Raw genomic sequence first — 15,884 nt, forward strand, 5'->3', positions numbered from 1 at the left:
ATTCCGGTGTGATAGCAGCCCATCGGGCGAGTGCGCGATGCTCCTGTACTCATCTACATGCACCGATGGCCCAGTAAAGAACGGTTATCCTGTACTTCTGTGCACGAACGAATTCGTTTCTGAGTTCTCTTTGAAGGTAGGAGAATCACGAGTCATCGAAAACGTCTCTGGCACCATTAGGCAATGTAACGTGCCGCCAGGTACGAAACCGAAATTTCCCGACTGCGCTCGCTAGGCTTCAGCTCCGCTTTGAGCGCAGGCAACCACAGCCGTGGGACCGCAACCGGCCAAGAGCAGACCTTTCAACATCTGGTAAAGGGCGTAAAAGGAATGGCGGAGACGTCCTACGGTATAAGGTAGACTGCGACACTTACCAAGGTGTGCAACATGCAACATTTCACTTCGACTCTATCGCTTCTGCGCGCTGACGAACCAGCACAATGCTGGCGATGATGAAGAGCGCCAGGCATGCGCTTGCAGAGTAGCGGCTCATTGCCAGGCCACCACTGGCTACCGGCTTGTCGAGAAAGTCGCCAACTGCGGCGCCTAATGGTCGAGTGAGAATGAACGCGGCCCAGAAAAGGGCTGTGCGCGATGTCTTCGTCCAGAAATACAGCGCGGCGATGACCGTCAGGCCACCTGCAAACACCAGGGCGCTGCCCTGGTAGCCCAGTCCAAGACCCTTTTCGGGATCGGCGAACCAGTCTCCCAGTGCGGTGCCGAGCGTCTGCGAAAACATGATGGTCATCCAGTAGAAGACTTCAGCCTTCCGCGAATCGATTCGATTGATCGACACCGAGCCGAGCGCCTTGCGCCACCACAGCAGCGCGCCCGCAAGAAGCAGTGCCAGGACAGTCGCACCGCCGGCGTAACCAATGCCCAGCGAACGATCGAAGAAGTCGGCGAGCGTCGTACCAGCTGTCGTCGTGGCGACGATCACGAACCAGAACAGCGGCGCGTGAAACTTCGTAGCGCGGATCTGCGCAGCGACTGCGATAAGGAAGATGGCCAAAAAAATGGCGGTCCCGATCAGGTAGCCCAGGTTCATGGACATCGTGACCGCATCGCCAGCTGTTTCTCCTAGCGTAGTCGCGACAATCTTGATGATCCAGAAAAGCACCGTGAGTTCTGGGACTTTGCCCAATGTGGTTCGAGTTGTAGATTGCATTTTTTCTTTTCGATGTGAGCGACGCTGACAAATTATTCAGACGTCACTGTCAGCAGCGTGAAGGTGTCCGGTTTCAGTGCCGGGCGGCCCTTAGCAGGAATTGTCGATTCTGGCGCTAATTCAGCTGAAACGATAAATAGCTGATGCGAGACCGTATCAAGCGCCATCGTGCGACCGCGTGCCATGGTAGGCAGGTTTTGCAGTACGCCAAACGGCGCCGCGCCGTCGATCACGGTCAGAGTTCCTTCACCGTTGGAAGCGAATACCCGCTTGCGTACCGGATCATAGGCGGTCGCGTCGTTTCCTTTGCCAATGCCGGGTGTGGCGAGCACTTTGCCGGTGCGGCCATCGACCACCGTCATTTTTGCATTGTGGCAGCCGGCAAAAAGATGGTCAGTGGCGGCATCGATTGCCAGGCCCGCCGGCTCTTCGCACGATTCCCTGATGTCGTATTGGCGCACGACCGTCATCGTCGCCGTGTCGACCATGGCGATGGCATTCTTGTCTTCGAGGGCAACGAATAACTGACCTTTTGCATTGACTACCGCTGTTTCGGGCGTTCCGGTGAGCGCAATCGACTTGATCATCCGATTGGTCACTGAATCGATGACGCTCAGTGTCTTGTCCTTCGCGTTTGCCACAAACACCCGCTTGCTGGCCGGGTCGTACACGATCGAATCGGGCTTACCACCCACTGGGACGGTGGCGATTTGCATCAACGTCGTCAGGTCGAACACTGTGACCGAGTCGGCTGCGCCATTACTGGTATAGCCTCGATTGAGTTCGCCAGCAATGGCAACGCCGTGCACGCCCGCAGTGTTGCCGATTGTCCCGATGATCGATTTCGTTGCCGCATCGAACACGTCGACGTGATCGCCCCTGGTGAGGAATACATGGTGTTTAGCACTGTCGACTGCCAAGTAGTCCCAACGCACGGGCCCACTCAACACCTGGCGTGCCACGACGCGGTAGCTACTGTCGGCCGCATTAACGGTCGGTGCCAAACCGATACCGGCACACATTGCTGTAAACAGGAGAATGTTCAAGGCGAAAGTTTTGGGGCGTAATGACATTGGCTGGGCCTTCAGGGGCGATTGGTTCGATCTGCACTAGATTATGCATGAGGCGCGATTATGGCGACGCGGCTGTGATGTAACAGAGCATACGTGCAGCGTTTGGTAGAGAACGTGCTGCTTAACGGGAAGGACTAGAAGTTATCAAGAGCCATTAGCTATGGCCACCGAGCGGTATTGCCGGAAAATAAATGATCGAAAAATTTTTAAATGTCACGATTTAGTTCTACTGTTGAATGACCGCGATGGGTCGAAAGCGGACGCTACAGTAGGGCCGCAACCGGCCAGATGCAGACAATGATAAATTACTGTGAGGAACCGGCGGGCGCTTGCTGAAAAGACTCCGCACTTAATACGACACTGCCTTGGGTAAATAACGCACGGTTCGCTTTACGGTTCCAGATCTGATCATCTTGCGGTTCAGCACTGGAATACGGACACACAACCGGGAACGGCAACCCGGGATCAGTCGTCCGTACGCCCAGCGAATCGTGCGCCCGTTGGCGCACGACTGCCGCCATGCGATGATCAGGCTGACAACTGACGAGACCCGCATGGCCGATATCATCATCATTTTCGCCCTTATTTTGCTCAACGGCATCTTCGCGATGTCGGAACTGGCCGTGGTCTCGGCCAAGCGCCTGCGGCTGGAAAAAATGGCGGCCCACGGCAGCACCGGCGCCCCGGCCGCAATTGCCCTGGCCGAGGATCCCAGCCGTTTCTTGTCCACCGTCCAGGTCGGCATCACCCTGATCGGCATCTTCAACGGCGCCTTCGGCGAAGCCTCGCTGGTGGCGCGCCTGATTCCCAGCCTGATCGCCATCGGCGTCCCCGAGGCGTATGCGCGCCCGGCGGCGCTGACCGTGGTGGTGGTCGGCATCACCTTCGCCTCCATCGTGCTGGGCGAGCTGGTGCCCAAACGCATCGCCATCCTGTATCCCGAATTGCTCGCAAGCCGGATCGCCCGGCCCATGAAGGGACTGTCGCGCCTGATGCACCCCTTCGTGCAGCTGCTGTCCCTGACCACCGACTTCATCATGCGCCTGCTCGGCATGCGCCACCACAAGGACGAGACGCCGACCGAGGAAGAAGTCACCGGCATGATCCGCGAGAGCACCGACGCCGGCGTGTTCGAGCGTGCCGAATACGACATCGCCGCGCGCGCCCTGCGCCTCGACGACTGGCACCTGCGCGCCCTGATGACGCCGCGCGTCGACCTCGAATACCTCGACCTGGCCGAGCCGCTGGACAAGAACCTCGAGCACATCGCCGAGCGGCCGTATGCGCGCTTCCCGGTCTACCGCGGCGACCGCTCCCAGGTGCTGGGCATCGTCAACGCGCGCGACCTGTTCCGCCAGGCGATCCGCAAGGGCGCGCTGCAGGAGATCGACATCGAGGCCGAACTCGACGAGCCGCTGTACGTGCCGGAGTCGGTCAGCGCCATCGACCTGCTCGAGCAGCTCAAGGTGAACCACGCCGAGCTGGCCATGGTGGTCGACGAGTACGGCGATATCCAGGGCATGATCACGCTCACCGACGTCATGACCGCGCTGGTCGGCGAAGTGCCGGCGGTGGAGGACGAGGAAGCTCCCGACGCCGTCCGCCGCGAGGACGGCAGCTGGTTCATGGACGGCGGCATGGTCCTGGACCGCTTCCGCTACCTCACCGGCGCCACCTTCGCCTTCCCCGACGAGGAATCGGACGCCTACCACACGCTGGCCGGCTTCATCCTCTACCAGCTCGGCTACATCCCGAAGCCCGGCGAGCGCCTGGACTGGGGCGGCTGGCAGTTCGAGGTGGTCGACATGGACGGCAACCGCATCGACCGCCTGCTGGTGCTGCCGGGCGGCGCGGCTTCGGGCTGAACGGAACCGCCCGGCCCGCCCCCGGTCTACTGTTGAACTTACGAGGAGATCCCATGGACTTCAGCAAGCGCGTCGCAGCAGCCGCAGGGGCTGCAATCGCCATGTCGGCAATCGCCATAGCGGCATCCGCCCAGGAAGCGAAGCCGCAGGTGGCGCCCCTCGGCGAGGCCAAGGCACCCAAGACCCGCGCCCTGGAAGCCGGCGCCAGGGTCCTACAGCACAACGCGCCGCTGGCGAAGTTCGACGTCTACCTGAACGGCTTCCACCCGATGAAGGACCGGCCCGAACAGCAGGTCGAGGCCCATCATTTCTGCCATCAGGTCAACGAAGACCTGGCCCAGTGCGCCCTGTTCGACGGCAACACGGCCACCGCCAACCTGAACGGCATCGAATACATCATCTCGGAAAAGCTGTTCAACACCCTGCCCGAGGAGGAGCGCCGCTTCTGGCACCCGCACAACGGCGAGATCCTGAGCGGCCAACTGGTCGCGCCCGGCATCCCGGACGCCGCCGAGCATGCGCTCATGAAGAAGAAGATGAACAGCTACGGCAAGACCTGGCACGTCTGGAACACGGGTGCGAACGGCAAGCACGGCGACAGCCTGCCGCTCGGCCCGGCCATGCTGGCCTGGTCCTTCAACCGCGACGGCGAGCTGCTGCCCGGCCTGGAGGAAGCGCGCGACACCCGCATGAAGACCGACACGGCGGACAAGCGCAAGAAGCGCGCCGACCTGCGCCAGTTCGCCAGGCCGCAGTCGGGCGTGGACGACCTGAAGGGCAAGTTCGAACGCCCGACGCAGGAGATTCCGGGCGTGCGCGAGAGCCGGACTCAACAATAGTCTATTGAAATATAGAATATCGCCGAATATACTGAGATCATGAAAGACGATCTCCGAACTCCGCCCGGCCTCGATCCGGTCGCCATGCGCGCGGCCGCCACCCGCGCCGGCGGGCTGCTGAAGGCGCTCGCCAATCCGGACCGCCTGCTCCTGCTCTGCCAGCTGACGCTGGGCGAACAGCGGGTCGGCGAACTGGAAAACGTGCTCGACCTGCGCCAGCCGTCGCTGTCCCAGCAGTTGGGCGTGCTGCGCCAGGAGGGCCTGGTCGCCACCCGCCGCGACGGCAAGCAGATCTATTACAGCATCGCCAGCGAGGAAGCCCTGGCCGTGTTGCGCTTGCTGTACCGGCTGTATTGCACCCAGGAGGAAGCCGCATGAACATCGACTGGATCCACTTCACCCCGCTGGCCTCGCTTGCCGGCGGCCTGCTGATCGGGCTCGGCGCCGCCGTGCTGCTACTCGCCAACGGCCGCATCGCCGGCATCAGCGGCATCGCCGGCGGGCTGCTGCGCCCGGCGCGCGGCGACATCGGCTGGCGCCTGGCCTTCCTGCTCGGCCTGCTCGCGGCGCCGCTCGGCTGGCTGGCATTGCAGGCCATGCCGCCGGCCCAGATCGACCACGCGCCCGCGCTGCTGGCCGGCGCCGGCCTGCTGGTCGGCCTCGGCACCCGCTTCGGTAACGGCTGTACCAGCGGCCACGGCGTGTGCGGCATCGCCCGGCTGTCGCCGCGCTCGCTGGTGGCGACGCTGTGTTTCATGCTGGCGGGCTTCGGCACCGTGTACGTCGTTCGCCACGTGCTGGCGTGAAGGAGCGCATGCCATGCACATGATCACCGCCTTCCTCGCCGGCCTGCTGTTCGGCTGCGGCCTGATCCTTTCGGGGATGAGCAATCCGGCCAAGGTGCTGGCCTTCCTCGACGTCGCCGGCCAGTGGGACCCGTCGCTCGGCTTCGTGATGCTGGGCGCGATCCTGGTGGCGGCGATCGCCTTCCGCGTCGGCGGTGCGCGCGCCCGCACCGTGTTCGGCGGCGCCATCCATATTCCCGGCGCGGCCCGCGTCGATGCCCGCCTGGTGCTGGGCAGCGCGATCTTCGGGGTCGGCTGGGGCCTGGTCGGCTATTGCCCCGGTCCGGCGCTGACCAGCCTGGGCGTGGGCGGCTGGCCGACGCTGCTGTTCGTGGCGTCGATGATCGCCGGGATGGTCGTGTTCGAAGCGGTCGAGCGCATCGCCGCCTGGCGATCGGCGCGTCCGCACGCCGCGACGGAGGCGCCATGAAGCAAAGCCCCACGAAGCGCGACGACGTCCTGATCGCCGGCGCCGGCCCGACCGGCCTGGTGCTGGCCCTGTGGCTGACACGCCAGGGCGTGGGCGTGCGCATCGTCGACAAGGCGCCGGGGCCCGGCATCACCTCGCGCGCCGTGGTCGTTCACGCGCGCACGCTGGAGCTGTACCGCCAGCTCGGCCTGGCCGCCGAGGTGATCGAGGCCGGCATGCCCAATCCCGGCATCAACCTGTGGGTGCGCGGCAAGCGGCGCGCCCACATCACCTTCGGCGACGCCGGCGCCGACTTGACGCCCTACCCCTTCATCCTGGTCTTTCCGCAGGACCGGCACGAACGCGTGCTGATCGAGCGCCTCGAACAGATGGGCGTCACGGTCGAGCGCGAGACCGAGCTGGCCGGCTTCGAACAGCATGCGGACCACGTGCGCGCGACCCTGCGCGGGCCGGACGGCATCGATACCTGCGAGGCGCGCTGGCTGGCCGGCTGCGACGGCGCCCATTCCCCGGTCCGGCATGTACTCGGTGCAGGCTTCGAGGGCGGCACCTACGACCAGCTGTTCTACGTGGCCGACGTGATCGCCGGCGGACCGGCCGCCGACGGCCAGATCCACCTGTCGCTGGACGACGCCGACTTCCTCGCCCTGTTCTCGTACACCGCTGACGGCCAGGCGCGCCTGATCGGCAGCATCCGCGAAGACCGCGTCGATCCGAACCGCCCCTTGACCTTCGACGACGTCGGCGAACGCGCCATCCACGGCCTCGGCGTCGAGGTCAGGCAGGTGAACTGGTTCTCGACCTACAAGGTGCACCACCGGCTCAGCGACCACTTCCGCCACGGGCGCGTGTTCCTGCTCGGCGACGCCGCCCACATCCACAGCCCGGCCGGCGGCCAGGGCATGAACACCGGAATCGGCGACGCCATCAACCTGGCCTGGAAACTGAAGGCGGTGCTGCACGGCGACGCCTCCGACCGCCTGCTCGACAGCTACGAGGCCGAGCGCATGGCCTTCGCGCGCACCCTGGTCGAGACCACCGACCGCGTGTTCACCTTCGTCAGCGCCGAAAGCAGCTTTGCGAATTTCGTGCGCACCCGGATCGCGCCATCGTTCGTCAGCGCCGCGTATACCGTCGATGCGGTGCGGGAGTTCATGTTCCGGCTGGTGTCCCAATGCATGCTGAACTACCACGGCAGCCCGCTGAGCAGCGGCGCGGCCGGCAAGGTCAAGGGCGGCGACCGCCTGCCATGGGCGGCCGGTGCAACGGTCGACAACTACGCGCCGACCGGTACGATCGACTGGCAGGTGCACGTGTACGGCGCCACCGGCGACCCGCTCGAAAACTGGTGTCACCGCGTGCGACTGCCGCTCCATGTGTTCGGCTGGGAACGCGCGCACGAGCGCGCCGGGCTGGCACGCGACGCGGCTTACCTGGTACGGCCGGACGGCTATGTGGCGCTGGCCGAGGCGACGGGCAAGCCGGAAGCGCTGCAGCGTTACTTCCATGAGATCGGCTACCAGCGCTTCGGCTGATCGTCCGGGCGACGGTTGCTTAAGGTATCCCGTCATGGCACTATCCAACTTGATGCTACCTGTATAGACATTTCATGAACCCGATCCAGCTGTTCGACCCCGTCTCGTCGACCTTTACCTACATCCTTACCGGCCCTGACGACAAGGAAGCCGTGATCATCGACCCGGTCGACCATCACCTGGAACGTGACCTGGCGCATATCGAACGCCTCGGCCTGCACCTGGCCTACGTCCTGGAGACCCATGTGCATGCCGACCACGTGACCTCGGCCGGGCGCCTGCACGAGCGGACCGGCGCCAGGACCGCGGTGCCGAGCGGCTGCGGGGTTCCACCCGCCGAGCTGCAGCTGCGCGATGGCGACACCATCCGTTTCGGCAAAGGGGAAACGATTGCGGTCATCCACACGCCGGGACACACGGCCGGCAGCATGTCCTACGTCTGGCGGAACAACGTGTTCACCGGCGACGCCCTCCTGATCGACGGCTGCGGGCGCACCGATTTCCAGGGCGGCAGCGCGGAGGCGCTGTACGACAGCATTACGGGCAGGCTGTTCGCGCTCGCGGAGGAAACGCGGGTCTGGCCCTGCCATGACTACAAGGGCCAGCAGGTGTCGACCATCGGCTGGGAAAAACGCCACAACGCGCGCGTGGCGAACCGGACGCGCGCCGATTTCATCGAGCTGATGGAGCACCTGAATCTGCCGAAGCCGCAGCTGATCGACGTCGCCGTGCCGGCCAACCGCAACCTCGGCCTGCCCCACGGCGTCTGACGCGGGCGGCCGGGCTTACATGCCCGGGCCGCCCGGCGGCGGTCCACCACGCCAGCCTTCGCCACCCTGGCCGCGGCCTTCGCGGCCCTCCCTGCCCTGGCGCTGGCCGCCGCCCTGCACCCCACCAAAGCGGTACGACAGGCCGATGTAGGCGATGCGCCCGGCACTGTTGCGCAGCGTGTGCTCCTTCAGCGAGACGGTATCGGTAATCGTCTCGACCTTCTGCGAACGCAACACATCGGTCACGTTGAACACCAGGTTCAGCGCCGGCGTGATGGCACGGCGGTAGCTCAGGTTCAGCGTCGAGGTCGGCTCGCGGTAGCCGGCGCCGGCCAGGGTCCTGCCCTGCGCATTGATCATCAGCTGCAGGTGGTCCTGCGGCGTCAGCTCGTAGTTGAAGCGCCCGCGCACGCTCAGCGACGTGGCGCTGCGCTTGTACTCGCCGCCCAGGATGTCGATCTGCTGCTGCTCGGTGAACGCCAGGTTGCCGCTGGTGTTGATCGAGAACTTCGGCGTGATCTTCCCGCTCAGCGTGAATTCCAGGCCGCCGGCACGGTTGCTGCCGCCGTTCTCCAGGGTCGTCAGCAGGATCGTGTCGTTCACCACCGTCTGGCGGCTGCGGATCATGTCGCGGTCGGCGCGGTAGTAGGCGCGCAGGTTGGCATCGAGCTTGCCGGCCTTGGTCTCGTAGCCGATCTCGAAGGAATCGGTCTGCACCGGCTTGAGCTTCGGATTGCCGCTCGATTCGTTGAACTCGTTCTGGTAGATGACGAAGGGATTCAGCTGCTGCCCGGTGGCGCGCCGGATCCGGTGGGCATAGGCGAAGCGCAGGTTGGTCGTCGGATCCAGCTTGTAGGTCGCGAAGGCGCTCGGGATCCAGTTCAGGTAGCTGTTGGTGGCGTTCAAGCCGCTATCCGCCTGGTCCAGGTCCATGTGCGTGTGTTCGGTGCGCAGGCCGACCAGCGCGCCCCAGCGCTCATTGAGCTTCCACTGGTAGGACCCGTACAGCGCGGCGTCGCGCTCATCGACCTCGAACGCGTTGGTGCGGCGCATGTTCGCCACCGCCGCGGCGGTCACCGGGTCGAAGTTGAAGTAGCGGGTATCGATCCGGCTGTCGGTGTCGATGATCTTGTAGCCAAGCTTCAGGGTCGCGCCGCTGTCGAGGGGCCGCTCGTAGTCGCCGGTGTAGTCGACGATCCTGACCTTGCTGGCGTTGTCCTGCAGGCTGTCCGCCTCGGTGTTCGAGAAGGGCTGGCTCGGGTCGATGCGGCGCGGGGCGATCAGGTACTGGTTGGCGTAGCGGGCTTCGGAGCTGTTGTCGCTGTCCGAGACGCGCAGGTCCATGCGGAACAGTTCGCCCAGCTTCCCGCCCTTGTGGTCCCAGCGCGCGCCCCAGGTCGAATTGCTGTTGTCGCCGGTGGTCTTGCGGCTGCGGATGTAGTCGCTGAACGGCGTGCCGCCGTTCGCCACCACGTAGTGATCCATGCCCCGGCTGTCGTTGGTGCGCTTCAGGTAGCCGACGTTCGCCTCCAGCGTATCGTCGTCGCCGAGGTTGTAAGTCAGCTGACCGCGCAGGCCGGCGCTGTCGTTCAGGCCCGTGCTGCTGCCCGTCTGGGTCGAATGCTGGACCACGCCGGTGCGCGGATCGGCGCGGTCGCGCTCGGAGTCGGTGGTCGAGTCGCGCCCGTCGTGGCGCACGTTGACACCGCCCTGCACGCCCCAGCGGCCGGTATTGTACTGGCCATTCAGCGCCGAGTTGTAGCGCCCCGCCGTGCCGTAGTTAGCATTGAGCACGCCGAAGCCGCCCGGACGGCGCGAACGCTTCATCACCAGGTTCAGGATCGGGCCGCCGCCGCCCTCGTTGCCGAATTCGGCGCCGGGGTTGTTGATGACCTCGATCGAATCGATATCCTCGGACGGCATCGCCTGCAGCGCCGGGCCGCGGTTATCGCCCTGCAGCATGGCCGAGGGCTTGCCGTCGACCAGGATCTGGACGTTGGTACTGCCGCGCAGCGACACTGTGCCGTCCGGATCGACCGACACCGAAGGCACGTTGTTCAGCGCGTCGGCGGCGGTGCCGTTGGTGCTGCTGACGTCGCCCTTGACGTCGTAGACCTGGCGGTCGATGCGGTTGGTCTGGCGTTCGCCGACCACGTTAACGGATTGCACCTTGCCGCCGCTTGTGCTCTGGCCCGAAGCGGCGGCGCCGGCCTGCGTGCCTTGCGCCGTCTGCGCCAGCGCGGGACGCAGGGCGACCAGGTCGCACAGGGCCAGGCCGAGGGCAAGGTAAGGTGCGCGCTTGCGTGGGAAGTGCTTCATCTTGTTGTTCGTGGTTGCGGGACGAATGGAGCGGGAAGAATACCTGAACGGCAGAGAAAGTTGCCGAGACTTACAACTCTTTGCACATGTCAATACAAGGGAGCGCTTGCGCCGATCCGCGAATCTCTACTCCACGCCGCGCGCATCGATTATCATCCCTGTCTTTCAAGCAATATCAAAGACGGGATCCGATGGCGCTCCACGAACATCACCTCAAGCGCGGCCTGAAGAGCCGGCACATCCAGCTGATCGCCCTCGGCGGCGCGATCGGCACCGGCCTGTTCCTCGGGGTGGCGCAGACCGTCAGCATGGCCGGCCCGTCGGTCCTGCTGGGCTACGCGGTGGCCGGCCTGGTCGCCTTCCTGATCATGCGCCAGCTCAGCGAGATGATGGTCGACGAACCGGTGGCTGGCTCGTTTAGCCATTTCGCGGATAAATACTGCGGCCGCTTCGCCGGCTTCCTGACGGGCTGGAACTACTGGGTGCTGTATGTGCTCGTCAGCATGGCCGAGCTGTCCGCGGTCGGCATCTACGTGCAGTACTGGTTCCCGGAGATTCCCACCTGGGTGTCGGCCCTCGGCTGCTTCGTGTTCGCCAACGCCATCAGCATGTTCAATGTGCGCGCCTTCGGCGAAACGGAATTCTGGTTCGCGGTCATCAAGGTGGTCGCCATCGTCGCCATGATCCTGTACGGCATATTCCTGCTGCTCTCCGGCGGCGCCGGCCCGCAGGCGAGCGTGGCCAACCTGTGGCAGCACGGCGGCTTCTTCGCCCACGGCATCGAAGGCCTGGTGATGTCGATGGCGGTGCTGATGTTCTCCTTCGGCGGCCTGGAAGTCATCGGCATCACGGCGGCCGAAGCGGACAATCCCTCGCATTCGATCCCGAAGGCCACCAACCAGGCGCTGTGGCGCATCCTGGTGTTCTACGTCGGCTCGCTGGCGGTGCTGCTCTCGCTCTACCCCTGGGACCAGATCAAGCCCGGCGCCAGCCCGTTCGTCTTGATTTTCAAGGCGCTCGACGCTGGCGCGGTCGCGCACGTGCTGAATCTGGTGGTGCTGACCGCCGCCGTCTCGGTCTACAACAGCTGCGTGTACTCGAACAGCCGCATGCTGTACGGCCTGGCCACCCAGGGCCACGCTCCCCGTGCGCTGCTGAAGGTGAACCAGCGCGGCGTACCGCTGGTGTCGCTGGGCGTGTCCGCGGTGGCGACCCTCATCTGCGTGGCGGTCAACTACGCCCTGCCGGGCAAGGCGCTGGGCATGCTGATGGGCCTGGCCGTTGCCGGGATGATGATCAACTGGGCGATGATCAGCTGGAGTCACCTTCGGTTCCGGGCCGCCAAGGCGGCTCAGGGTTCCAAACCCGTTTTCGGCAGCCCTTTCTATCCGCTGACGAACTGGCTTTGCCTGGCATTTTTGGCGGGGATCCTGGTGATTATGTATTTGACGCCGGAGATGCGGGTGTCGGTGTGGTTGATTCCGGTCTGGTTGGGAGTGCTGGGTATTGGTTTCGCGGTACGCCAGCGGCGCGGGGTGGCGGTGGCCGGTAATTCCTGAGGCGCTTGGGGAACAGCCCGTCGTGTTCTCGGGAACGGGTCGCTGCGTGATGAACGCAACACTCCAAGACATATGGAGGAGTGTTCCCATGAAGCAGAGACCACGCATCTATTGCACGGGCAGTTGGAAGGCACTGATGTGGGAGCGATGGAGGCAAGGCGATTCGCTTCGAAAGATTGCCCGGCTGTTTGGCCGAAACAGGCGGAATATGCCCAGCGCGACGATGCCGCTCTCGACTAGCGCTACGCTGGCTGAGCGTGAAAAAATATCGCGTGCCGTAGCATTGGGACAGTCCATTCGATCCATCGCTGCTACGCTCAAAAAAGCGCCGTCGACAGTCAGGATATATCGATTGGCGCGAGTCCTGGCTTCATCCGACCGATCCGACCAAATGGATGAAGGATTCGGTCGTCTGGTTTTCGCAGCAGCTTACGCAATCGCTGGGCAGAGAACGCTTCGCCGACTACACGCGCAAGTTCGAATATGGAAATACTGACGTCAATAGCGATCAGAAACATGACGCACTGACGCTATCCTGGATCGGCTCGTCGTTGCAAATCTCTCCAATGGAGCAAGTATCCTTCTTGACCAGACTTGTCAAGCGCCGGCTCGGCGTGAGCGAACACGCCTTTGCCATGACCGAAAACTGACGGAATTCGGATCAATTCTGGACGGATGGAAGCTGCACGGCAAAACTGGCGCAGTCGAGCGGCTGGGGCTGCTACGTCGGCTGGGCATCGAAAGCAGGATGCACACTGCTATTTGCACGGCTCATCCGGACAGATGATTCCCAACCCAAGGACGTGTCATGGGAAGGTCAAGTCCAAATCGAGCATCCTGGCAAGGACGAAGGTGACGAGGCTCAGGGCCAGGAGCGACAGCATGAAGACTGCGGCCACCTTGCCGCCGGCGCGAAGCACCGCACGCTTCTCCTCCTCCCTCTCCATCTTCGTCTTCTTCTTTCCTTGATCGTAATGCCACTTGATGGCGAAAAACATGCCCGTGCCTAACACGAGAAGCTTGAACGCAACGAAGACTATAGGGATCCATTCCATGATTTGAGTATTTCCAGACTATTACTTGACACTATCTATCGTGAGGAGCACTACCTCACAACGCTACTTCAGCAACTTCATTTTTTGTTCAAACCATCGAAACCACGCCTGAGGATTTTCTGACGAATGAAGATGAGAGAGGAGAAAACGTCAGCAACTGCCATGCAAGGATGGTGTTGCTGTACGCTATGAACCATTCTACTTAAAAGCAATTTCCATACATTGGGACAAAATGTCCCAGTTGGAAACCATACAAGATGAAAATTTGCCCGTAGGTGGCTTTGAGATAGCTCAGCAGTTGAAGTCGATACAACAAGTGAACGATACTCCTATCGTTGCACTGACGAGTTTTTACTGGGTTGGAATTGAGGCTGAGACGGCAAACGCTGGGTTGACGCAGTACCTTCCTAAACCTGCGCCGTTTGATACACTAATTTACGTCCTAGCAAGCTTAGCCACGCTTCATGGCAAGAAACTACCCCATGTCGATGTCGCGGAGCCTTCGGCGATCTCGTTTCAATGAGCAGCTAAATATCTGCGCTGGATCGAACTCGGATGCTCAACCCCGCACCCCCACCGTGTACCGCTGTCAGCAAGTAGCATTTTTACTTCGGAAGTCGGGGCATTTTTTGCTTCGACGGACGGCTCTTGCCGACTTCACGCACCACTTGCCGGAAGCGCCGGGTAATCGACATACCCCTTGTCCGTGCCGCCATAAAAACTGTCACGATCGGGTGGATTGAACGGCGCATTGCGGCGGAACCGTTCGACCAGGTCTGGATTGGCAATGAACAGCTGGCCGAAAGCGACAAGGTCGGCAAAGCCTTCTCGAAGGACCTGATTCCCCCTTTCCAACGTGTAGCCGCCAGCGACGATAATCGTACCCGGATAAAACTGACGGAAATATCGCGCGCTCAGGTCCGGCACCGGATGCTCGCCTTGGGATGGCGGCGGCTCGACCAGGTGCAGGTAAGCCAGATTGAGGTCGGCCAAGCGCTGTACGACGTGACTGAAGGTCTGCTGCGGGTGGCTGTCGCACATATCGTTGAAACTGCCGCCGGGTGACAAGCGCACGCCGACCCGGTCGCTGTCCCAGACGCTACCGACGGCAGCAATCACCTCGAACAGTAGCCTAGCCCGGTTTTCCACGCTGCCACCATATTGGTCCGTGCGCTGGTTCGTTCCATCCTCGAGGAACTGGTCGAGCAGATAGCCGTTCGCACCGTGGATTTCGGCACCATCAAACCCCGCGGCCTTCGCGTTCAATGCTGCTTGCCTGAATTCCTCAACGATCCCGGGGATTTCGGAAGTCTCGAGCGCCCGCGGTGCAGGGATATCCTGGAAACCGTCGGTGGTGTAGGTCTGTACCCCGCGAGGGGCGATCGGCGATGGCGCGACAGGTTGCTGGCCATTGCGGAATACCGGATGAGAAATCCGTCCCACATGCCACAGTTGCACAAAGATGAGTCCGCCTTCTTCATGGACCGCGTCCGTGATTTCCTTCCAGCGCTGGACCTGTTCCTGGCTATGTACGCCCGGGGTCGAGATATACCCCTGGCCACCTGCCGACGCCTGGGTCGCTTCGGTAATGATGAGCCCAGCCGTGGCACGCTGTCGATAGTAGGTGACCGCCATGCTGGACGGCACGTTACCTTTCTCGGCACGGCTGCGGGTCAACGGCGCCATGACTATCCGGTTCCTCATCTGGAGCGGCCCGAACGTATAAGGCGAAAACAGATCGACTTCTTGCGACGTGTTCGTTGACATGGAACTCCTCCTCGAAAAAGCGGACGGGCAGTGCAAGCCCCTGCGGGCTGTACCGCCCACCCTAACATCTTCCATGTATTCGGAACGCACGCCATAGTCCCGATGCAGCTCGGTGCCAGTGTGACCGGATCCGGGTACCGATTACTGCGCCTTCAACTCGAGCCGGAACTTGTGCAGCACCGATTCGGTATAACCGTTTGGCTCGCTGCTCCCTCGAAAACAAGGGCACGCTCTGCCTGGAACGCAAGCGAGGTCTCGAAGTTGTCCGCCATCGGCTTGTAGGGAGCGGTCGCTGGTGTTTTTTCGATCGACCACCTGCGCCATGCGCTGGAGAACCTCCTCGACGCAGATGCCATGCGCGACCAGTCAGAAAGCAATCGTAACAAGTCTGCTAAGGTCCGTAGCGCGGCGCGATCTTACCCAGCGCTCGCCCCTGCGCAGGCACCACAAAATGCCTTTGATCACGCGCTGATGCTCGAGATAAACATAGCCGCGGTGCGGATTGGACCGCCATTCGGGTTCCAATGGTCGCCACTACTTTTCGCTTAGGGAAGCGCTGATTTAATCGCCGAGCTCCCCCGGCCGCCGGCGCAACTGGCACAATGATGCATCCCATCTTTCCAGCATCACCGATGAAGCAAACGAGTTTTTCCGACGCC

The 15,884-nt window shown here is 62.8% G+C and carries 15 protein-coding genes and 1 pseudogene; 11 read left to right on the top strand and 5 right to left on the bottom strand.

Annotation, left to right across the window (positions count from 1 at the left end; genetic code table 11):
* Window positions 1-397 precede the first annotated feature (397 nt).
* Both ACI48D_RS17780 and ACI48D_RS17785 read right to left on the bottom strand, forming a co-directional pair.
* Complete coding sequence (locus ACI48D_RS17780) at window positions 398-1,168, bottom strand: COG4705 family protein (protein WP_435572573.1); 771 nt, start codon at window positions 1,166-1,168, stop codon at window positions 398-400.
* A 32-nt stretch (window positions 1,169-1,200) separates the two neighbouring features.
* A complete protein-coding gene (locus tag ACI48D_RS17785) occupies window positions 1,201-2,214 on the bottom strand; it encodes a PQQ-binding-like beta-propeller repeat protein (RefSeq protein WP_435572574.1) in 1,014 nt (337 codons plus the stop codon).
* Between the two features lie 581 nt (window positions 2,215-2,795).
* Between ACI48D_RS17785 and ACI48D_RS17790 the strand changes: the two genes are divergently transcribed.
* From ACI48D_RS17790 to ACI48D_RS17820, 7 genes are all read left to right on the top strand, one after another.
* Entirely contained in the window at window positions 2,796-4,106 is a 1,311-nt protein-coding gene (locus ACI48D_RS17790) for a hemolysin family protein (protein ID WP_435572575.1), read from the top strand.
* A 53-nt stretch (window positions 4,107-4,159) separates the two neighbouring features.
* Entirely contained in the window at window positions 4,160-4,945 is a 786-nt protein-coding gene (locus tag ACI48D_RS17795; RefSeq protein ID WP_435572576.1) for an OBAP family protein, read from the top strand.
* A gap of 39 nt (window positions 4,946-4,984) precedes the next feature.
* Window positions 4,985-5,323, top strand: coding sequence for an ArsR/SmtB family transcription factor (locus ACI48D_RS17800; protein ID WP_435572577.1), 339 nt, complete (start codon window positions 4,985-4,987; stop codon window positions 5,321-5,323).
* On the top strand, window positions 5,320-5,751 hold the full coding sequence (locus tag ACI48D_RS17805) for a YeeE/YedE family protein (protein WP_435572578.1): 432 nt from the start codon (window positions 5,320-5,322) through the stop codon (window positions 5,749-5,751). The genes ACI48D_RS17800 and ACI48D_RS17805 overlap by 4 nt, the downstream gene beginning before the upstream one ends.
* Before the next feature lie 13 nt (window positions 5,752-5,764).
* Window positions 5,765-6,220, top strand: a complete 456-nt coding sequence (locus tag ACI48D_RS17810) for a DUF6691 family protein (RefSeq protein ID WP_435572579.1) — start codon at window positions 5,765-5,767, stop codon at window positions 6,218-6,220.
* The gene (locus tag ACI48D_RS17815) at window positions 6,217-7,755 is read left to right on the top strand and encodes an FAD-dependent monooxygenase (RefSeq protein WP_435572580.1); all 1,539 of its coding nucleotides are present in this window, start codon (window positions 6,217-6,219) and stop codon (window positions 7,753-7,755) included. The genes ACI48D_RS17810 and ACI48D_RS17815 overlap by 4 nt, the downstream gene beginning before the upstream one ends.
* A 74-nt stretch (window positions 7,756-7,829) precedes the next feature.
* Window positions 7,830-8,525 (top strand): MBL fold metallo-hydrolase, encoded by a 696-nt coding sequence (locus tag ACI48D_RS17820; protein ID WP_435572581.1) that lies wholly within the window; start codon window positions 7,830-7,832, stop codon window positions 8,523-8,525.
* 15 nt (window positions 8,526-8,540) lie between these two features.
* Here the strand turns inward: ACI48D_RS17820 and ACI48D_RS17825 are convergent, their stop codons facing one another.
* Entirely contained in the window at window positions 8,541-10,844 is a 2,304-nt protein-coding gene (locus ACI48D_RS17825) for a TonB-dependent receptor domain-containing protein (RefSeq protein WP_435572582.1), read from the bottom strand.
* Between the two features lie 191 nt (window positions 10,845-11,035).
* Between ACI48D_RS17825 and ACI48D_RS17830 the strand changes: the two genes are divergently transcribed.
* The 3 genes and pseudogenes from ACI48D_RS17830 to ACI48D_RS17840 all read left to right on the top strand — a co-directional run bounded on the left by ACI48D_RS17830 (window position 11,036) and on the right by ACI48D_RS17840 (window position 13,053).
* Entirely contained in the window at window positions 11,036-12,403 is a 1,368-nt protein-coding gene (locus ACI48D_RS17830) for an amino acid permease (RefSeq protein ID WP_435572583.1), read from the top strand.
* Between the two features lie 88 nt (window positions 12,404-12,491).
* Window positions 12,492-12,743: pseudogene (locus ACI48D_RS17835) on the top strand (helix-turn-helix domain-containing protein); the annotation flags it as partial.
* Between the two features lie 7 nt (window positions 12,744-12,750).
* On the top strand, window positions 12,751-13,053 hold the full coding sequence (locus ACI48D_RS17840; RefSeq protein ID WP_435572592.1) for a penicillin-binding transpeptidase domain-containing protein: 303 nt from the start codon (window positions 12,751-12,753) through the stop codon (window positions 13,051-13,053).
* Window positions 13,054-13,209: 156 nt separating this feature from the next.
* Here ACI48D_RS17840 and ACI48D_RS17845 read toward each other — a convergent pair whose 3' ends face one another.
* Window positions 13,210-13,458, bottom strand: a complete 249-nt coding sequence (locus ACI48D_RS17845) for a hypothetical protein (RefSeq protein WP_435572584.1) — start codon at window positions 13,456-13,458, stop codon at window positions 13,210-13,212.
* A 232-nt stretch (window positions 13,459-13,690) separates the two neighbouring features.
* Here ACI48D_RS17845 and ACI48D_RS17850 point away from each other — a divergent pair, with 232 nt between their 5' ends.
* Complete coding sequence (locus ACI48D_RS17850) at window positions 13,691-13,981, top strand: hypothetical protein (RefSeq protein ID WP_435572585.1); 291 nt, start codon at window positions 13,691-13,693, stop codon at window positions 13,979-13,981.
* 134 nt (window positions 13,982-14,115) lie between these two features.
* On the opposite strand, the gene ACI48D_RS17855 is transcribed toward ACI48D_RS17850, so the two are convergent.
* Window positions 14,116-15,225 (bottom strand): alkene reductase, encoded by a 1,110-nt coding sequence (locus ACI48D_RS17855; protein WP_435572586.1) that lies wholly within the window; start codon window positions 15,223-15,225, stop codon window positions 14,116-14,118.
* Window positions 15,226-15,884 lie beyond the last annotated feature (659 nt).

The organism is Massilia sp. LXY-6 (assembly GCF_051233485.1).
Classification (GTDB): domain Bacteria; phylum Pseudomonadota; class Gammaproteobacteria; order Burkholderiales; family Burkholderiaceae_D; genus Telluria.